This is a genomic window from Adhaeribacter radiodurans (genome assembly GCF_014075995.1).
In the GTDB taxonomy this organism is placed as follows: domain Bacteria; phylum Bacteroidota; class Bacteroidia; order Cytophagales; family Hymenobacteraceae; genus Adhaeribacter; species Adhaeribacter radiodurans.
Map to the genome: position 1 here is coordinate 6549942 of NZ_CP055153.1, position 20651 is coordinate 6570592.

A 20651-nucleotide genomic window follows, 5' to 3' on the forward strand; every position below is an offset into this window, starting at 1 on the left:
TCATAAAATAGGAATAATGGCAGGTTTAAGCGTTTTACCCGCTAAGAGCTACAAAGATTTAACGTACCTGTATCTGTAAATGAGTATTTTATGGCTATCCCTGAAAGGTAAAAGCCGTATACTAATCGCATTAATATGGGGGCACGTTTACCGGAATGGGTTGATAGGTTTTCTTTTTATCCGGAAACGGGTAAACGGGTCAGCATTTATTTTACTATTATTGCAGCTTATATTATTGGTTAAACTCTTCCTACATGAAAATTCACAAAGAAGGACGTAAAATTTTACTTTTTACCTTTCTGGGATTACTTATTGTGAACCTGCTTTTATTTCGGTTAAATGCACCCCACGAAACCTTCAATAAAATTTTCCTGGCGATTTCTGTTATTGCATTTCTGCTTTTGCTGCAGTTTTTCCGGAGCCCTTTCCGTACTTTAATTACTCACGAAGATTTAGTAATTGCACCCGCCGATGGCAAAGTAGTAGTAATTGAGAATGTGCACGAACCGGAATTTTTTAAAGATACCCGCAAGCAGATTTCTATTTTTATGTCGCCGATTAATGTGCACATTACCCGCAACCCGGTATCGGGCATTGTAAAGTATTTTAAATACCATCCCGGCAATTATTTTGTGGCCTGGCACCCAAAATCGAGTACTAAAAACGAACGTACCACGGTAGTGGTAACTTCCGATGCCGGCCCGGATATTTTATTCCGGCAAATTGCCGGCGCCATGGCCCGCCGCATTGTGTGGTACGTAACCGAAGGCGACGAAGTAAACCAGGGCGAAGAATTTGGTTTTATTAAGTTTGGCTCGCGCGTAGATATTTTTGTACCGGTTGATACCGATATAAAAGTAAACCTCGGCGAGAAAACCAAAGGTGGCCAAACCGTTATAGCCCAATTAAAAACTACCGGTTCTTTCTTTGGGTAATTAGCCCTAAAAGTAGCTTTACTTATAATTTATATTTTAAAACCAGGTACTCATTAACTCAGCTAATCGTTCCAGATATACTTTATCCGTTTCGTCGAAATCATTTAATTGGTCGCTGTCTACATCGAGTACCATCACTACTTCGTTGTTTTTAAACACTGGCACTACAATCTCAGATTTAGAATCGGAACTGCAGGCAATGTGGCCCGGAAAAGCCTCCACATCAGGTACCAGCATGGTTTCGCGGCGGGTGTAACAGGCGCCGCAAACGCCTTTGTTAAAAGCAATGCGCGTACAAGCCACCGGCCCCTGAAACGGACCCAATACCAACTCGCGTTCTTTTACCAGGTAAGCGCCCACCCAGAAAAAATTTAACCCAAATTTTAAAGCCGCCATTACATTAGCAAGGTTGGCCACTAAATCGCTTTCCCCGGTTACCAAAGCTTCTATCTGGGGTAATAAAGTTTCGTACTTTTCTGTTTTTGTTAAATTCTGATCAACAACTACACTTTCAGCCATTTTAAGTAATAAGTAATAGGTTACAAGTTATATGTTTCGCGTTCTGCGTAGAACGTTACTGGTATTTTCGGTAAATAAACAGTTCATCGTCCCCGATTGTTGCAGTTTGAGTTAAACCGGTAAGGGGTAGGGATGGGGCTTTCACGCCATTTTCTAATTGTTGAGGGCTCCGCAAAACCCGGATTTCGTCCCAAATATCCGAAGCCAGAAAATGATTTAGTAAAATGGTACCGCCTTCTACCAGCACCGATTGTATGGAACGTTGGTGCAAATCAGGTAGTATTTGTTCTAGTAAATCTACGGCTGGGGTGATCTTAACATACTCCAGGTTGGGGGTGTTTTCGTGGCGTTCGTAATTATAAACGAATGTTGGTTGCTTTTTATCGAATACATGTAGGGTAGGCGGCAAGCGTAAATTTTTATCTATCACAATCCGGATGGGGGCATTGCCCGTCCATTCGCGTACATTTAAGTGTGGATTATCCGATAAAGCCGTACGGGTGCCCACCATAATAGCCTGTTCTTCGGTGCGCCATTTATGTACTAACTTTTTAGCCAATGAACCACTAATAGCCGTTGGTTCTCCGTTAGATTGGGCAATAAAGCCATCGGCCGTTTGGGCCCACTTTAAAACAATATACGGTCGCTTGTGCCGGTGAAAAGTAAAAAAACGCTTGTTTAGTTCTGAACCTTCTTCCTCTAATAAGCCCACATGCACTTCGCAGCCGGCATCTAATAACTTCCGGATGCCTCGGCCCGCCACCAAAGGATTCGGATCGGTATTGCAGATAAAAATGCTTCGCACCCCGTGCTCAATTAAAAAATCGGCGCAGGGAGGCGTTTTCCCGTAATGCGAACAAGGTTCCAGGGTAACATATACCTTACATTGCGGCAGTAAACTTTTATCGGCTAAGCTGTTAATGGCATTTACTTCGGCGTGCGGCCCACCGTATTGTTGGTGACAGCCCTCCCCAATAATTTTACCTTTATACGTTACCACGCAGCCTACCATCGGATTGGGCCGGGTAGTATTATGGCCCAGAGCAGCTAGTTCCAACGCCCGCCGCATGTACAATTCATCTGCAAATCTCATTTCAGAAATTCTTATTTTTGTAAAGTAAGTTGTTAGACACGAATGGAAATAAATATTTTACCTTTATCGGACACTTTACCCGGTAGTTACCCACTTTGAGCTACAACTTAAAACTTGTTAATTAAACTACCCGAACATACACCTTAAAAATTACTTTGTTTGAAAAATTTGCAGGATTTGCTACAACATTTAACCCGGGAACTAACTTTGGTTTACGACCTCACCGAAGCAAATAGTATTGCCTGGTTATTGGTAGAGCACGAGTTAGGCTGGAACCGCACGCAAATAAGCTTACGCAAACAAGAACCTATCCGTCCGGAAATCTGGCAAAAATTTACCCCGTATCTGAAGCGCCTGCAAAACCATGAGCCCTTACAGTATATTACCGGTCGGGCTTACTTTTACGATCTAGAATTGCAGGTAACCCCCGACGTGCTGATTCCGCGCCCGGAAACCGAAGAACTGGTACAACTTATCATTCAGGAAAATAAAAGTTTTGCTAAGCTGCAAATATTGGATGTGGGCACCGGAAGTGGTTGCATTGCTATCGCCTTAAACAAGAATTTACCCCAGGCTACCGTGTACGGGATGGATGTATCGGAACCAGCCTTGGCCGTTGCGCGCCATAATGCTGAACAATATCAACTGCCCATTCATTGGCTACAGCACGATATTTTTAAATCACCCTTACCAGTACCTGCGCAAAGCTTGCAGGTACTGGTAAGTAACCCACCATATGTACTTGAAAGTGAGAAAGATCAGATGCGCCGGAATGTACTAGATTTTGAACCGCACCTAGCCCTTTTTGTGCCCGATACCGATGCGCTTATTTATTACCAACGAATAGCCGAAGTAGCAAAGCAATTATTGCTACCTGCTGGTAAGCTTTATTTTGAAATAAACGAAAAGTATGCGGTTGCTTTAGAAAGAATGTTGCAGGAATATCACTTTCAGAATATCCGGACTCATACTGATTTGTTTGGTAAAGATAGGTTTGTATCGGCGCAGTATTCTGGTGTAAATTGAATAAATAAAAGAATATTAAATCTATTCATTTTTAAATTCTAGTACTTAACTAACAAATATATCGGTAAACAGAACTTTTTTAAGCCCTAAATGCTTAGCTTTGGAACTTATACTTGGTTCGCTTTAAAGCGTAAATATGGATTTTACTCCTGCTTATCTGGCTCACGAAACCGCTGTTATCGATGAAGATTGTGTAATAGGTAAAGATACCCGGATTTGGCATTTTTCTCACATTATGTCGGGTTGTCGGATTGGGGAGCAGTGTACTATCGGGCAGAATGTGGTAATATCACCGGATGTGGTGCTAGGCAATAATGTAAAAGTACAGAACAACGTTTCGGTGTACAGTGGCGTGATTTGCGAAGACGATGTTTTTTTAGGCCCATCGGTGGTCTTTACCAATATCAAAAATCCGCGCAGTGCCATAAGCCGCCGCCATCAGTACCAGAAAACGCTGGTTAAAAAAGGCGCTACCTTAGGTGCCAACAGTACCATATTGTGCGGCATTACCATTGGGGAATATGCTTTTATCGGCGCCGGATCGGTAGTTACCAAATCGGTTTTGCCTTATGCTCTGGTATACGGCAACCCGGCCCGGCAACCCGGCTGGATGAGCGCTTATGGTCATCGACTGCAATTTAACGAGCAAGGTATGGCCACTTGTCCGGAAAGTCAGGAAAAGTATCAGTTACACCAAAACCAAGTTATCAGAATTCCTTTATCTTAGAATATGTACGATAAATTAGTAAAGAAAGAAGCTACTTTGGCGGTAATTGGTTTAGGTTACGTGGGTTTGCCTATTGCCTTAGAGTTTGCCCGAAAAGTAAAAGTAATTGGATTTGATATTCACGCGGGTCGGGTAGAAATGATGCGGAACCACGTGGACCCCAGCGGTGAACTCGAAGCCGAGGATTTTGCCGGTTGTGATATTACGTTTACCCACGAGCTGGATATTTTGCGCGAGGCTACTTTTTTTATTGTGGCCGTTCCCACGCCGATTGATGCCCATGCCTTGCCGGATTTAAAACCGCTTATTGGCGCTTCTACTTCCGTAGGCAAAGTATTGAAACCCGGTGATTACGTGGTGTTTGAATCTACCGTTTACCCCGGCTGTACCGAAGAAGATTGTATTCCTATCCTGGAACGGGAATCGAGCTTAAAATTTAAGCAAGATTTTAAAGTAGGTTACTCACCGGAACGGATTAACCCTGGCGATAAAGAACATACCCTGGCTACTATCGTGAAAGTAGTATCGGGTTGCGATGAAGAATCGCTGGAAAACATTGCGAAGACCTACGAACTGGTGGTAAAAGTGGGCGTACACCGGGCTTCTTCCATTAAAGTAGCCGAAGCCGCCAAAATTATTGAAAATACCCAGCGCGACGTAAACATTGCGCTCATGAACGAACTTTCCTTAATTTTTGATCGCGTAGGCATTAATACGTTTGAAGTATTAGAAGCCGCCGGTACCAAGTGGAATTTTTTAAAATTTTTCCCAGGTTTGGTGGGTGGCCACTGCATTGGCGTAGATCCGTATTACTTAACGTATAAAGCCAAAGCGTTAGGTTACGATGCCAAGGTAATTCTGAGCGGCCGAACCATTAACGATGGCATGGGCGCTTACGTAGCCAATAAACTGGTAAAACTCATGATTAAGCAAGGTAAATCCATTTCCAAAGCCAAAGTACTGGTAATGGGTGCTACTTTTAAAGAAAACGTAGAAGATATCCGGAATTCGAAAGTAGCGGATATTATTAACGAGCTTAAAAGTTTTAGCGTACAGGTAGATGTAGTAGACCCTTACGCCGATTCGCAAGAGTTGCAGCACGAATATGGCTACGGCTTAATAGAAAAGCCTGCTACGGATTACGACGCCATAATTGTAGCTGTAGGCCACCGGGATTACCTAAGCCTGGACGATGCAGATTTTAGAAAAATAACGAACGAAAACGCCGTACTGATAGACATTAAAGGTTTGTACCGGAATAAAATAAACTCGCTGGAGTATTGGAGCCTTTAAATCGGTTGAAAAGTTGCAGGTTGCAAGTTTTGCTATCTTACTAAAGATTTTAAATTCAGAAGGATAAGCAGAAATTTGATAAGTTTAATTTCGTTCGCTTGGTTTTGATTATATCTTTGACCATGGTTTAGTTAATGAAATAACTAGTGTAAAGTTAAGCTGTTGGAACTAAAGAAAAGCAGTAACCTGCTGCTAAACGGAGATGATACGATAGCGACGTTTAGCGGCATCTCTTTTTTGCAGAATAAAAATGGCAACCTTCCGGCAGTTTAATCCGAAAGCTTGTTAAAAGAATGTACTAATCACTTTGTCTATCTACTTAAACGAAATATAAACTTTGGAAACAAAAGGGAAAATAGTAGTAACCGGTGGTGCCGGCTACATTGGTTCGCACGCCGTAGTCGAGTTATTTGCAGCAGGTTATGAACCAATTATTATCGATAATTTTGTTAATTCTCAGGAATCGGCCTTAGATGGTATTCAAGCAATTATCAACGCAACGGTAAAATGCCATAAAATTGATTGTACCGATAAAGAAGCCTTGCGCCAGGTATTTCAGGAAGAAGGTACTATTCTGGGGGTTATCCATTTTGCTGCTTATAAAGCCGTAGGCGAATCGGTGAAAGAGCCTTTAAAATATTACCACAATAATGTAGGCTCTTTGGTAGCCTTGTTAGAGGTTATGACCGAGTTTAACGTAAATAAACTGGTTTTCTCGTCGTCGTGTACCGTGTATGGTATTCCCGATCAATTACCAGTTACGGAGGCTACGCCGGTTAAAAAAGCTAACTCGCCCTACGGTAACACCAAACAAATTTGCGAAGATATTTTATCAGATTTAGCCCGAAGCAGCGACAGTAATATTTACTCCATTGCTCTGCGGTATTTTAATCCGGTTGGCGCCCATCCCTCTGCTAAAATTGGGGAATTACCGCTTGGGGTACCTAATAACCTGGTACCATTTATTACGCAAACCGCCATGGGCATTCGCGAAAAATTAACTGTTTTTGGGAATGATTACGATACCCCAGATGGTAGCAATATCCGCGATTACATTCACGTGGTAGATTTGGCTAAAGCCCACGTAGTAGCCATTGACCGTCTGGTGCAAAATAAAGGCGAGCAGATTGAATTTTTCAATATTGGAACGGGTTGGGGCAATTCGGTTTTGGAGGTAATTCATACTTTCGAGAAAGTTACCGGCCAGAAATTGAACTATGTTATTGGCCCACGGCGAGCCGGCGATGTGCCTCAAATTTATGCTGATGTTGCCAAATCTACGCAGGAACTAGGCTTTAAAACTGAGTTAGGCTTAGAAGAATCTTTAAAAAGTGCCTGGGACTGGGAAGTATATTTAAAAAATAAGCAACAAGCGGCAAGTTAAATCAGCTAATTTTTTAATCATTGCCGATAATTAATTTTATCAGAAGTAGTTATAAAAAAGTAGCTGGACAAATTAGCGGAATATACTGGATGTCTAAATTGCTATAATCGGCATAGATTTTAAAATTATAAGAAAATCCAACATCTAATATCCTGATACTTGTGTCTAATAATTGGTTGTAGTACTTAATCAAACCCCATGAAAATATTAATTACCGGCGGGGCCGGCTTTATTGGTTCGCACGTAGTGCGGTTGTTTGTTACCAAATACCCGAATTACCAAATCGTAAACCTCGATAAGCTCACCTACGCTGGCAATCTGGAGAACCTGCGTGATGTAGAAAATCAGCCGAACTATACTTTTGTAAAAGGCGACATTGTGGATGCAGACTTTATCCAGCAGTTGTTCTCGGAGCAGCAGTTTGATGCGGTCATTCACCTGGCCGCCGAGTCGCACGTGGACCGGTCTATTACTGACCCATTGGCGTTTGTGTATACCAACGTTATTGGCACGGTAAATTTACTAAATGCGGCCCGCAGCAACTGGAAAAGCAACCTGGAAGAACATGTATTTTACCACGTATCCACCGATGAGGTATACGGCACCTTGGGCGAAACCGGCATGTTCACCGAAGAAACCAAGTACGATCCGCATTCGCCGTACTCGGCTTCTAAAGCCAGCTCCGACCATTTTGTACGCGCTTATTACGACACCTATGGGTTGCCGGTAAAAATATCCAATTGCTCCAACAATTACGGCCCTAATCATTTTCCGGAAAAATTAATACCGCTGGCTATAAATAATATCCGCAACGGCAAACCAGTACCGGTTTACGGCAAAGGCGAAAACGTGCGTGACTGGCTATTTGTAAAAGATCATGCTACGGCCATTGACGCAGTTTTTCATCAAGGAAAAGTGGGCGATACCTATAACATTGGCGGCGTAAATGAATGGAAAAACATTGATTTAATCCGGTTGCTCTGCGATGTAATGGACGAGAAAACCGGTAAACCTCAAGGTGCTTCGCAAAAGTTAATCACGTTTGTCACCGACCGGGCTGGCCACGATTTGCGTTACGCCATTGATTCGTCTAAAATTATGCGCGAACTAGGCTGGAAACCTTCCGTAACTTTTGAGCAAGGTCTGGCCCAAACCGTTGACTGGTATCTGCAAAACACCGAATGGCTGGAACACGTTACCTCCGGCACTTACCAGGACTATTACGACAAGCAATATACCCGATAAGTAAATTATGAATTAGAAATGTCTTATTATAGAGCGTTTTCAAAAACTAATTTCTAATTCCTGATTTTTAATTTTTAATCAAAAAAACGTGTACGAAAATCCCTTTCACAGCCAAGCCCTCGAAAGTTTATCGTTTTTGGTAACGGGTGGCGGCGGCTTTATTGGTTCTAATATTGTTGAGTATTTACTAAAATATAATGTGGGCAAAGTTCGGGTGCTCGATAACTTCTCGAACGGATTTTTAAAAAACATCAAAGCTTTTCAGGACGATTCCCGTTTTGAGCTGATTGACGGGGATATTCGCAACCCGGAAGTTTGCCAGCAGGCTTGCGCCGGAATGGATATTGTGCTGCACCAGGCCGCTTTGGGATCGGTGCCGCGCAGCATTAAAGACCCGATTACTACCAACGACGTTAATATTGGTGGTTTTGTGAATATGCTTACCGCCGCCAAAGACCAGCAGGTAAAACGCTTTGTATATGCGGCTTCTTCTTCTACTTACGGCGACAGTAAAACCTTACCTAAAGTAGAAGATAAAATTGGTCGCCCTTTATCGCCGTACGCCGTAACTAAATACGCCAATGAGTTATACGCCGATGTTTTCGGCAAAACCTACGGCATGGAAATTATCGGACTACGGTATTTTAATATTTTTGGCCCGCGTCAGGACCCGAACGGCGCCTACGCGGCCGTTATCCCTTTGTTTATCGATGCAGTGTTAAAAGGTCATTCGCCAAAAATGAACGGCGACGGCAATCAAACCCGCGACTTTACCTTCGTTGAAAATTGCGTGGAGGCTAATATTCGGGCTGCTTTGGTGCATAATCAGGAAGCAATTAACCAGGTATATAACATTGCGGTTGGCGATCGTACTTCGCTGAACGATTTATTCAACATCCTGAAAGAAGAAGCCCATTCCGACATCATTCCTTCTTACGGACCAGATCGGGCCGGTGATATCCGGGATAGTTTGGCCGATATTTCGAAAGCCCGCACGTTGTTAGGCTACGATCCAAAAATTAAAATAAAAGAAGGTTTGCAGATTACCCTGGATTGGTTCAGAAGCAACCAAGACTTTATTTATAATAATTAAATTGTTTGATTGTTGAATGGCTGGATGATTGAAGTTTTGCAACTTAACCTAAAAGCCAGTCTCCTCTGCTCTTCCTAAGTTAGAGGTTAGGACTCTTGAATTTTGATTTAGTAAGTTAAATATTTAACAATTAAACCAATGGTTCATCGACCATGGACCGTAGACTAACGTTATGAAAGGTATTATCCTGGCCGGTGGTTCCGGTACCCGACTGCATCCGCTAACCCTGGCGGTAAGCAAGCAATTAATGCCGGTTTACGACAAGCCGATGATTTATTATCCGCTCTCTATTTTGATGATGGCGGGAATCCGGGATATTTTACTAATTACTACCCCGCACGATAATCCTTTATTTAAAAAATTACTGGGCGATGGTCAAGAATTAGGTTGTAACTTCCAGTATGCCATTCAAGAAGAACCAAACGGATTAGCTCAAGCTTTTGTAATAGGTGCCGATTTTATTGGGAATGATAAAGTTGCTTTAGTGCTGGGAGATAATATTTTTTACGGCGCTGGCTTGAGTGAATTACTGCAAAGTAACAACGACCCGGACGGGGGCGTGGTGTATGCTTACCACGTAGGAGACCCGGAACGCTACGGCGTGGTAGAATTCGATGATAACAACAAGGTGATTTCTATTGAAGAAAAACCGAAGCAACCAAAATCAAACTACGCCGTTCCCGGCTTGTATTTCTATGACAACAACGTTATTCAAATTGCCCGCGATCTAAAACCAAGTCCCCGGGGCGAGTACGAAATTACCGATGTTAACCAGGAATATTTGCGGAGAGGTAAGTTAAAAGTAGGGATTCTGGGCCGCGGAACGGCCTGGCTCGATACCGGTACGTTTGATTCGTTAATGCAGGCCGCTACTTTTGTACAAGTAATTGAAGAACGCCAAGGCCTAAAAATCGGTTGTATTGAAGAAATTGCTTATCGTATGGGCTTTATTAATGCCGAACAACTCCAAAAAATTGCCGCCCCATTGGTAAAAAGCGGCTACGGCAAGTACTTGATGAAGTTACCTAACGAGAAGGTTCTGGAGCGCAGCTAATCGCAGATTACCACGAATTATTGGATTTAACGGATTCTATTTCTATCCGGTAATACACCCACTATGGCGCGGAAGTTACTTCCGTGCCTTTTCTTTTTGTTCAAAGTTACAATCGCTTTTACTAAGAAGCTTGTGTAAGGCACGGAAGTAACTTCCGCGACATAGTGAACAGAATAGCGGCATCGCCTTCCCTGTTTTAGCTTACCTTAATAGACAGAGAATTACTTCTCAGCTTCGTACTTTTCTTTAAATTTCTGGTATAAAGCTTTTTGCTTATCCGTAAGGTTGATTTTACGGCCTTGAATATAGGCGGCGGTAACATTATTGGTGCGCATATCCAGTAAGTCGCCGGCCGAAATAACCAAGTTCGCATCTTTGCCTGCTGCTATAGTGCCTGTTTGCTGGTCAACCCCTAGAATTTTAGCGGTATTTGCTGTAACTGCCGATAGGGCTTGTTCTTTGGTAAGTCCGTAAGCTACCGCTGTACCGGCAATAAAAGGTAAATTGCGGTGCCCGTGTAAGGCTCCATCGTATTGCAAACAGTACAAAATACCGGCTTGCTGCAGTAAATTGGGCAACTTATATGGTAAATCTACATCTTCTACGGTACGATTAGGTAATATGTGAATGCCCGAAATAATCACCGGCACGTTCTGTTCTTTTAAAAAATCCGTAATCTTCCAGCTGTCGTATCCGCCAACTAACACGATATTTTTCACGTTGTTCTTTTTCGCGAACCGAATGCCTTCAATAATTTCTTTCGCTGCGTCGGCGTGGATGTATAATCTTTTACTGCCATCAAACAAGCCCTTGAGAGCCACCAGTTTTAAATTTTCTTTACCAGCTACTTCCCGCGAAAAAACCGCTGCTTCCGTAAACAGTTGCTGCAACTCTTGCAAGGCTTTTTCCCGATTGTTAATGGCTTCACTGATGTTGGGCCGTGATTCCGGTTGCGGCGCCCGCGGGATGGTAGGCCAGTTCAGGTGCAAACCATCATCGGCTTTTACTGCTGCGTCTTCCCAGTTCCAGGCATCGAGCTGCATCACCGACGAAGAACCCGAAATGGTACCACCCACTGGGGTAGCTTGGACCAGTAAAACCCCGTTGGCTCGGATGGTTGGCAAAATATCAGAATCAGTATTGTATGCTATTAAAGACCGTACATTCGGGTTGAATACGCCTACTTCCTGTTCGTCGCGGGTAGCTCGCACCGACGAAATATCAGTTAAACCTAACTGGGTATTGGGTTGAATAAGGCCCGGGTAAATATGCTGACCACTAACTTCTATTACTTCATAGCCGGTGGCAGTCGGAGCCCCACTAGCCGGACCAGCGTAGGTAATTTTACCTTTATCAAAAGCAACGGCGGCTTTCTCAATTACCAGGCCATTGCCCACGTGCAGCGTAGCGCCGGTGAGTAACACGGGTTTGGCTTGTTTAGGTGCCGGAGCTGGCACTTGCGCCCAGGAGGTAAACGTAAAAAAAAGAGCCGACAGTAATATTGTACATTTCATGTATTTAGTCGCTAGTCCGTGGGCTAAAGCCCACAGATTTGTAAAATTTTAAAATTCTGGTAATCCAAAAATGACTACGATAGTCTTTATTCCTCCACTGCTACGTCTTCGCAGTGTTTTACTTCGCCTTTACGGGTAACCGGAGCTGGTTGGGTAGGTTCACCGGATTGTTTAGCAGCTAGCATTTTCTGAATAAGCCGCTGGCGTTCTTTGTCCCGTTCCAGGCGGAGTTGCTTATCTATTTCCAGATCGTAATAAAGGGTGCCATCCACAAAAGTTTTTTCGGCTTTCGCGTAGATAGAGAGCGGGTGGTCGGTCCAGAGCACCACATCGGCATCTTTACCGGGTTGTAAGCTACCCATGCGGTTATCGAGGTGCAGTAATTTGGCTGGGTTGAGTGTGACAAGCTTCAAGGCTTCTTCTTCGGATAATCCACCGTATTTTACCGTTTTAGCGGCTTCCTGATTTAAACGGCGGGCCATTTCGGCATCATCGGAGTTAATGGCAGTTACTAAACCTACATTGGTCATCAGGGCAGCGTTATACGGAATCGCATCTTTTACTTCCATTTTATAAGCCCACCAATCCGAAAACGTGGAAGCGCCGGAACCGTGCTTTTTCATTTTATCGGCTACTTTGTATCCTTCCAGAATGTGGGTAAACGTATTTACCTGAAAGCCCATTTGGTCGGCTACTTTCAACAGCATGTTAATTTCTGACTGAACGTAGGAATGACAGGTAATGAAACGCTGTTTATTTAAAATTTCGGCGAGAGCCTCCAGTTCCAGGTCGCGGCGGGGCGCGCCAGTTTTAGCTTGTGCTGCTTTGGAAAGTTTCCGGTAATTTTTCCAGGCCTGGTCATATTCTTTGGCTCTCTGAAAAGCATCGATGTATACTTGTTCTACACCCATGCGGGATTGAGGGAACCGGATAGTATGCTGCGCACTCCAATTAGATTGTTTTACGTTTTCGCCTAAAGCAAATTTAATGTAGTTATCGGCTCCTTTAATTTTCAGTTCTTCTGGTCCTAGTCCCCAACGCAGTTTTATCAAAGCCGATTGCCCACCAATGGGATTGGCTGAGCCGTGCAGCAACTGCGAAGCCACGACACCCCCTGCTAATTGCCGGTAAATATTAATATCTTCCGGATCTACTACATCGCCGATGCGTACTTCGGAGGTAACCGATTGCGTGGCTTCGTTTACCGAGTGGCTGATGGCAATGTGCGAATGCTCATCGATAATACCGGGCGTAACGTGTTTGCCGGTGCCATCAATGGTTGTAGCGCCATTAATTGGTAAGTTTTTGCCTACCTTTTCAATTTTGCCGTTGCGCAACAACACATCGGCATTTTCCAGGCGGCCTTCTTTTTCGTTCGTCCAGACCGTAGCATTTTTAATCAGAATAGTTTCCGGTTTAGGTAGAGCGGTACGGCCGAATGCGGTAAACGGGTATAACATAGTTCCTACCGGGGTAGCAGCGGACGTTTTACGAACGACAACCAGAGACGGCGGTACGGGATAAGCTTTTTCTAAAGTAGCTACCCATTTTACCGGGGTAGCATTTGGCAATTGTCCGGAACCTTCAAATCCTGGTTTGCCGGTAGTGTACCAACCGCTTAAGCGTACCTGGCTTTCCGGGTTTTTAGGATCAGCGTTATAAGCAATGGTAACTAGGTCATTAGTTAAATTTAACCGTACTTTTATTTTAGTAGTATCTTTTTCGGCAGGATTTTTAAAAATTACGCGACCATCAGGTTTATCGCCTTGGCCGGTAATTTCCAAACGGATGGGGGCTTGCTCTCCTACTTTCAGCGAATACGTGCCCCGCACATCAATGGGTAACTGGCGCACCGGATACCGTTCGCCCTGAACCCAATTTTCGAGTACCACATTATCTTCCTGAAAAACGGGTTGAGAAGTTATGATAAAGTTTGCTAACATACCTTTGCGTAAAGCGCCCACCTGGTTTTCGGCTTGTAGTAACCGGGCCGGGGTTTGGGTTAAAGCTTTTAAGGCTTCCTGCTCCGAGAGGCCGTAGGTAATGGCTTTGCGAATATTGGGCAGAAACTTTTTCTTATCCTTTAAATCGGCCGCGGTAAAGGAAAACGAAATGTTGTTCTTATTTAACAAAGCCGCGTTAGCCGGAGCCATTTCCCAGTGTTTTAAATCTTCCAAGGCAATAAGGTCAGCATCGAGCGGATCTTCTACGTTGTAGGCATCCGGAAAATTTACTGGTAAGATCAGAGGAGCGTTAGTGGCTTTTACCTCGCGGAGCATTTGGTACTCATCGCCCCGGCCTTTTATAAGGTATTGCTGCCCGAATTCATCTCCAATTTTATCTGCGCGCAAAACGTTTAATTTATCTGACACCTCAAAAATATGCGGCAAATTGCGGTTGGCGTAAAAAGCTTGTAAGGATAAGTTTTGCTCTTCAGTGGGGTGTTGACGCAGCCAGTCGGCATCCAGGTAAGTCTGGCGAACTAGGGCAATGGCGCCCATTAAGGAACCCGGATAATCCTGTGCGGAAGAGCCCCGGTTAAAGGACATACCTGCGGCAGCTTTCTCTTTTAAAATAACTTCATTTTCCCGTTTCTGGGCTAAAGTTACCAGAGCAGCCGTGCCCCGGGCAATACCATCCGGGTGCTGGGTTAATACCGTACCGAAACCTTGCTGCCGGTAATCTTCGGCGCTTTTATTATCTACTTTAAATAATTCTACGGCGTTGGCATCGGCCCGAATGGCTTGATTCCAGTTGAAAGCGCCTTTGCGGGTACTTTCGGACTGTGGCGGGGAAGTAAAACCTACCGAAGCGGGAGTAACAGGCGGCAAACCGTAAGCCGAAAACAGATCAATAAAGCTCGGATAAATAAACTTACCCTGCGCATCCACTACTACCGCACCAGCCGGAATTTTAACGTTAGTTCCCGCGGCCTCTACTTTACCGTTCCGGATAACCAGCGTAGCTTTGTCCAGCTTCGTTTGATAATCGACATAAAGGGTTGCGTTGGTAAAAGCGACTAATCCGGGGCGGTCGTCGTACACGCCATTGCGCGGAAATGTTTGCTGCGCTTGGCTGTAAAAAGTAGTACCGGCGGCAAAAAGAAGAGTAAAAATAATTTTACGCATGTAAATAACCGTAGTGAGACCGAAATTTACATTAGAACCGGATGAATTAGAAATTTTTGAAATTAATTCATTGGGATTTAATAAAGCAATGTCAAAGCTTGCAGGAGAGTTTTCTTTCTTATTAAATTAATAAAGAATGAGCCTTTTCCTTATAAGTAATATTGGAACAGTCTGCTATTAAACATCTTCGCGATAGTCTTCCATAGTTATTTCCAAAGTATCCAGATTCAGGGCTACGAGCTTACCCAAACCGGAAGGCCGGCTATAAACGCAACCTCCATCTATATTAATAACAGGAAAAATGGGCCGGGTAACACTGTGTTTTATTTGGTTAGCTCCAGTAGGCGTATGCCCGTGCACAATGCGGCGCCCATTAGTAAATTGCTTGTCTAATTTAAAATTTCGGATCCAGACCATCGATTCATAGTCGGTAAACGGATTAGATGCTTGAAAATTAAATCCGGCGTGTACTAATAAGTAATCATCCAATTCTGTAAAAAAATCGAGCTGATTGAAAAAGTTAAGGTAGGTAACTGGAATATCGGTTACCTGCTGCACATTAAAGCTAGCTAAAGTAGCCTGGCCACCATTACGCAACCAAGTAAGTAAATACTTATCACTTTCTAGTGATTCCAGCAGCATTAGTTCATGGTTGCCCATTAAGGTAGTAACGGCAATGCCTTTTGCCCGCAACTCCAGAATAAAATCAATTACTCCTTTTGTGTCGGGCCCCCGGTCTATGTAATCTCCCAACAGGAAAAGCTGGTCGGTAGGTTGGAGTTTAATGCTTTCTTCCACCAGGTAGCGAAAAGTTTTAGCACAACCGTGCATGTCAGAAATAGCGTATCGGCTCAATGGGTCAGACTTTAAAGATTATTTTAATTTAGATAGTAGAGTATTTGGTATGGTAGCTTAGGTCAATTTTTCTATGTACTGCTCCATTCGTTTACGGGCTGCTCCATCGGGCAATCGGCCGTAACCTGCTCCCATGTTATCGGTAAGGTGCTTTATTTTAGAAGTGGCCGGAATAACGCAGGTAATAGCCGGATGACCCAATATATACTTAAGAAAAAACTGTCCCCAACTAGCACAATCAAACTCGCGGGCCCACTCGGGTAGTGGTTTATCTTTTACCAGACTAAATAAACCGCCACTCTCAAATGGCCGGTTTACGATTACAGCAATATTTTTTTCCTGAGCCAAAGGCAATAATCGGTTAGCGGCCTCGCGGGTAGTAATGTTATAATTTAACTGCACAAAATCGATTGGCTCGGATCGCATAATTTTTTCTAATTTATCGAAGGCGCTTACCAGGTAGTGGGTAATACCAATGTAACGAATCCGGCCAGCAGCTTTCCACTCGCGGAGGGTAGTCAAATGCGTTTGCCAATCCACCAAATTATGAATCTGCATTAAATCCAAAGGATTGCTGCGCATTTCGCGCATAGAAGTCTCCATTTGACTAATGCCTTCTTGGCGGCCTTGCGTCCAAACCTTGGTGGCCATAAATAATTTCTTAGCTACTTTTAGTTCGGCTGCTAAATCGCCCACCACCACTTCTGACTCGCCGTACATCGGCGACGAATCAATTATTTTACCGCCCATTTCTACGAACTGCTGCAATACTTCTTTTAAAGGCGCCCGTACGGCAGGAGACGGACTTACATCAAAGGTTTGCCACGTGCCTAAACCAATAACCGGCAAGGGCTCGTTGGTAGAGGGTATTTTACGAACCAACATGGTGCTTGGTGTTGCTAAACTATCCATTGGCGAATGTAAAAAAGCCGAAGCCCCGGCTGCAGCTATAAGCTTGGTGGCATCACGGCGGGAATAGTTTTGAGGTTGGTGCGGGTGGTCTTCCATAAAATTTTTAATTTACTAAATAAGCTGAACCTTGCTCCCCATGTACGTAGAATTTAACCAGTCAGGTTAATTTACATCTATCCTAAATCAGGAAACAATCGTAAAGTATAGATTAAATAGGTAATAAATAGGTGGGTGTTTTTCCTAGATAATGCCTTGCCTTAAAAAGAATAACTACTATGCGTAATTACCTGAATAAAGGAAAGCCTGTTAAAATTAACTTGTTTATTCAAAAAATAAAGTAAATTTACAGGTAAGACTTTAAAAATAATCAACGATTTGTATTTTTTGTTTTGAAATTATAAAACAAGGCTTATATTTGTTGCAAGCTCTTTAAAAAGAAGTAATGAACTATTCAACCGCCCTACATATTATTAACCAAAATTGGAAGCTAGGCCAACTGGTTCGGGGCATGTGTTGATATTTTTATACCCAGCATAACTAAAAACCCGAACCACAAACGTTCGGGTTTTTTTATTTGGTAGTAGTTTAAAATTGATCGTATAATGAGTACGGAAGTTTATGCGCCCAACATGGCCAGAAAAAAGTTAACGGGACATGACCTGATGGAGTTAGGTTTTCCCGCCGGCAGAAGTATTAGCTTAGCCATTAGCTTAATGCAAAAGCACTATGCCCATCTATCGCCGGCAGAACAGTTAAACTTATTAAAGCAAGCAATGCTGGCACCAGATAAGTTTGTAACCCATACAGTATTGGGCGAAATTCTGATAGCTCTGGCAAAGCAAAATAATAAATCGGAGGCTATAAACTTGCACGAACAACCTTTGCCATACGCTGTTTTTGGGGATAATTTAATTGAAGCCGAGGCGAAAGAGCAAATGGATTTAGCCATGCGCTTGCCAATATCTTTAAAGGGTGCTTTAATGCCCGATACGCATAAAGGTCATGGTTTACCTATTGGAGGCGTTTTGGCTACGGATGGAGTCGTTATTCCGTACGCCGTGGGGATGGATATTGCCTGCCGGATGCACTTTACTTTATACAATGTGCCGGCTACTATCCTAGAACAGAAAAAGTATCAATTAAAGCAAGAACTTCAGGATCAAACCCGTTTTGGGGTAAATACTGGCTTTGAAAAACCGCAGGAACACGAAGTGTTTGACCGGCCAGAATTTAACCAGATTAAAATATTGCAACAGCTAAAAACCCGGGCAGCGTACCAGTTGGGCAGCTCAGGTACAGGTAACCATTTCGTGGAGTTTGGGGCTGTAACGCTTGATTCGGGCAATAACGCTTTTAACTTACCTGCCGGTGACTACGTGGGTATTTTATCGCATTCGGGTGCCCGCAGTTTAGGTAAAAACATTGCCGCCTACTACACTCAAATTGCTATGGATAGCTGCCGTTTGCCAGTAGAAGCTAAATACCTGGCCTGGTTGGATTTGCAAACCCAAGCCGGCCAGGAATACTGGCTGGCCATGCAAATAGCCAACGATTACGCCAAAGCGTGCCACGAACAAATTCACGAGCGGTTAAGTGCCAGCTTCGGGGAAGCGCCGGTAGCTTGTTTCGATAACCCGCATAATTTTGCCTGGCAAGAACAATTCCTGGGCCGGGAAGTAATTGTGCACCGGAAAGGGGCGGCCCGGGCAGCTGCCGGAGACCTGAACATTATTGCGGGCTCCATGACCCAGCCGGGTTACTTAGTGCGGGGTTTAGGCAACATGGATGCTATTTATTCTTCTTCGCACGGAGCCGGAAGAGCTTTGTCGGCGAAAAAAGCGGCTCAGGTTTTATATCAAACCGAAATGAACGGTTTAGTAAAGGCATTTGGGGTAGAATTAATCGGCGGTAGTTTGCAAGAATCGCCCATGGCTTATAAGAATATGCATTACGTAATGGAAAGCCAGCAGCAGCAAGTGGAGGTTGTAGGCAAGTTTACGCCTAAACTTGTTCGGATGGACCGGTAAATTATCGGCTTAAATAAATTATATTTGTAAAAATTAGACTTAAACAACTTACAGGGCATAAAAAGTAGTTAGTAAAATAGTAATTTTTGTGCTCTAAGAGTTTATTGAATTGATAAATTTCAAAATTTTAAGGCAAACAGTAAATTTTATCCTGATAAGTAGCAGATAGTTTAATTTTTTATTTAAAATTGAAATTCATTATATAACTTGGTAGTTACGATGCCGTTGTATAATAAATAGTATAAATTAGTAGAATTAATGGGCAGAGGCATATAGCTGCTGTTTAAAATATGAAAATTGTTACCTTAACTATAAACCCAGCTTTAGATAAAAGCACCCAAGTAGAAAAGTTAGAACCAGAGCATAAATTACGGTGTAATGCTCCTGTGTTCGAGCCAGGTGGGGGAGGGATAAATGTGTCGCGTGGTATCCGAAATTTGGGTGGTGATTCTTTAGCTTATTACTTATCTGGTGGTGCCACCGGCCAGGTATTACAACAATTACTCGACGATGAAGGCATTACTCACATGCCTATTCCATCGGTAAAATGGACCCGCGAAAATTTTTCTGTAATCGAAACTTCTACCGATAGACAATATCGGTTTGGGATGCCAGGTTCTATTATTCCGGAATACGAGTGGCAATACACTTTAATAAAATTAGAAAAAACCTTTCCGAAACCAGAGTATATTGTTGCTAGTGGCTCCTTGCCGCGCGGTGTTCCCAACGATTTTTACGCGCGTGTAGCTACAATTGCAAAAAAAATTGGGGCAAAATTAATTCTGGATACTTCCGGCGAAGCTTTAAAACAAGCTGCTGGTATTGGGGTGTATCTCTTAAAACCAAATTTAAGCGAACTGTCTATGCTGGCAGGTAAGCCTGATATTCAGGATTCCGAGATAGAGCAATTTGGGAAACAATTACTCGCCAACGGAATGTGCGAGGTAATGGTAGTTTCTATGGGTAGCCAAGGGGCTATGCTTATTACTAAAGACCAGGCAGAGCAAATTCCCGCTCCTTCCGTAAAAGCCCGTAGTACTGTAGGTGCCGGCGATAGTATGGTAGCCGGTTTGGTTTACAAAATGTCGTTAGGTTGGTCATTGAGCGATTCTGTGAAATATGGAGTAGCCGCTGGTGCCGCTGCCGTTATGTCGCCGGGTTCTGAGTTATGCAAGCGCGACGACGTAGAAGAACTGTTTAAATGGATTAAAGCGCAGCAATTGGTAGAAACCGATGAATAGCTAGAAATTTCTCTAAATCAAAATAAAATGGCCGGGTGCTTATATCCGGCCGTTTTTATTTATAGTTGAGTCAATTCAAGAGTTTTTAATAAATAAGAATAAGGAAGACATAAGCTTAGATATTAAAAGTAAAAGAAGCTGTTTCCGTAAAGAATTTTTAAACCTTAATTGACCAGTGCTATCTTGTTTGAACAGTTCCTGTTTGCCTCATGGCCGGCGCAACTCGTTTAGCCCACCCTTCTTCCTACGGCATTCCTCCTTGAAAAAGAGGAAGATTCTGGTTTAGCGAACCTTGGCTCCCAATGTAGCGCCATGCTGCTGCGCCATACCGGACCGCTAAAAAAACCTCAACAGCTAAAATGGTATCGTTTATTCTTAGCTACCTGGTTTAAAAGTATCTTATTTAGTAAATTTATCTTCCTTATTTCTTCCCAGTATGGCCTTAAGCAGAATTATTCCTGGTTAAGTTACTTTTCCATACTTTTTGTAATGCTCTCCAAAATAATTATTAGAATAAATTTTATGGATAAGGTAAAATGAAAAGCTTTTGGTCTTCATTTCTAATTCATAATTTCCAATTTTTTACTGGACGAAGCTTTGCTAAC

At 43.2% G+C, this 20651-nt stretch carries 16 protein-coding genes; 10 read left to right on the forward strand and 6 right to left on the reverse strand.

The window, feature by feature from the left end:
* The first annotated feature begins 254 nt into the window (after window positions 1–254).
* Window positions 255–935, forward strand: a complete 681-nt coding sequence (locus HUW48_RS25850) for a phosphatidylserine decarboxylase family protein (protein ID WP_182413680.1) — start codon at window positions 255–257, stop codon at window positions 933–935.
* 36 nt (window positions 936–971) lie between these two features.
* Here HUW48_RS25850 and HUW48_RS25855 read toward each other — a convergent pair whose 3' ends face one another.
* Together HUW48_RS25855 and ribD are read right to left on the reverse strand one after the other, a co-directional pair.
* The gene (locus HUW48_RS25855; protein ID WP_182413681.1) at window positions 972–1454 is read right to left on the reverse strand and encodes a GAF domain-containing protein; all 483 of its coding nucleotides are present in this window, start codon (window positions 1452–1454) and stop codon (window positions 972–974) included.
* A gap of 55 nt (window positions 1455–1509) precedes the next feature.
* Complete coding sequence (gene ribD / locus HUW48_RS25860) at window positions 1510–2547, reverse strand: bifunctional diaminohydroxyphosphoribosylaminopyrimidine deaminase/5-amino-6-(5-phosphoribosylamino)uracil reductase RibD (protein ID WP_182413682.1); 1038 nt, start codon at window positions 2545–2547, stop codon at window positions 1510–1512.
* 159 nt (window positions 2548–2706) lie between these two features.
* On the opposite strand from ribD, the gene prmC reads away from it, so the two are divergent.
* The 7 genes from prmC (at window position 2707) to rfbA (ending at window position 10369) form a co-directional block, all read left to right on the forward strand.
* Window positions 2707–3573 (forward strand): peptide chain release factor N(5)-glutamine methyltransferase, encoded by an 867-nt coding sequence (gene prmC, locus HUW48_RS25865; RefSeq protein WP_182413683.1) that lies wholly within the window; start codon window positions 2707–2709, stop codon window positions 3571–3573.
* Between the two features lie 136 nt (window positions 3574–3709).
* The gene (locus HUW48_RS25870) at window positions 3710–4300 is read left to right on the forward strand and encodes an acyltransferase (RefSeq protein ID WP_182413684.1); all 591 of its coding nucleotides are present in this window, start codon (window positions 3710–3712) and stop codon (window positions 4298–4300) included.
* Between the two features lie 3 nt (window positions 4301–4303).
* A complete protein-coding gene (locus HUW48_RS25875; RefSeq protein WP_182413685.1) occupies window positions 4304–5593 on the forward strand; it encodes a nucleotide sugar dehydrogenase in 1290 nt (429 codons plus the stop codon).
* A 337-nt stretch (window positions 5594–5930) separates the two neighbouring features.
* Window positions 5931–6977, forward strand: a complete 1047-nt coding sequence (gene galE / locus HUW48_RS25880) for a UDP-glucose 4-epimerase GalE (RefSeq protein WP_182413686.1) — start codon at window positions 5931–5933, stop codon at window positions 6975–6977.
* Window positions 6978–7175: 198 nt separating this feature from the next.
* Entirely contained in the window at window positions 7176–8222 is a 1047-nt protein-coding gene (rfbB, locus tag HUW48_RS25885) for a dTDP-glucose 4,6-dehydratase (protein WP_182413687.1), read from the forward strand.
* Window positions 8223–8310: 88 nt separating this feature from the next.
* Window positions 8311–9315 (forward strand): SDR family oxidoreductase, encoded by a 1005-nt coding sequence (locus HUW48_RS25890; protein WP_182413688.1) that lies wholly within the window; start codon window positions 8311–8313, stop codon window positions 9313–9315.
* A 172-nt stretch (window positions 9316–9487) separates the two neighbouring features.
* Window positions 9488–10369, forward strand: a complete 882-nt coding sequence (gene rfbA / locus HUW48_RS25895) for a glucose-1-phosphate thymidylyltransferase RfbA (protein WP_182413689.1) — start codon at window positions 9488–9490, stop codon at window positions 10367–10369.
* 221 nt (window positions 10370–10590) lie between these two features.
* Here the strand turns inward: rfbA and HUW48_RS25900 are convergent, their stop codons facing one another.
* From HUW48_RS25900 to HUW48_RS25915, 4 genes are all read right to left on the reverse strand, one after another.
* Window positions 10591–11883 (reverse strand): amidohydrolase family protein, encoded by a 1293-nt coding sequence (locus HUW48_RS25900; protein ID WP_182413690.1) that lies wholly within the window; start codon window positions 11881–11883, stop codon window positions 10591–10593.
* 86 nt (window positions 11884–11969) lie between these two features.
* Window positions 11970–15011, reverse strand: coding sequence for an amidohydrolase family protein (locus HUW48_RS25905; RefSeq protein ID WP_182413691.1), 3042 nt, complete (start codon window positions 15009–15011; stop codon window positions 11970–11972).
* A 177-nt stretch (window positions 15012–15188) separates the two neighbouring features.
* Window positions 15189–15866: a metallophosphoesterase family protein gene (locus HUW48_RS25910; RefSeq protein ID WP_182413692.1), complete on the reverse strand. Its 678-nt coding sequence runs from the start codon at window positions 15864–15866 to the stop codon at window positions 15189–15191.
* A gap of 57 nt (window positions 15867–15923) precedes the next feature.
* Window positions 15924–16874 carry an aldo/keto reductase gene (locus tag HUW48_RS25915; RefSeq protein WP_182413693.1) on the reverse strand — a complete coding sequence of 317 codons (951 nt, stop codon included), beginning with the start codon at window positions 16872–16874 and terminating at the stop codon, window positions 15924–15926.
* Between the two features lie 506 nt (window positions 16875–17380).
* Here HUW48_RS25915 and HUW48_RS25920 point away from each other — a divergent pair.
* A complete protein-coding gene (locus tag HUW48_RS25920; RefSeq protein ID WP_246343624.1) occupies window positions 17381–18805 on the forward strand; it encodes an RtcB family protein in 1425 nt (474 codons plus the stop codon).
* A gap of 290 nt (window positions 18806–19095) precedes the next feature.
* Entirely contained in the window at window positions 19096–20046 is a 951-nt protein-coding gene (locus HUW48_RS25925; RefSeq protein WP_182413694.1) for a 1-phosphofructokinase family hexose kinase, read from the forward strand.
* Window positions 20047–20651: the final 605 nt, after the last annotated feature.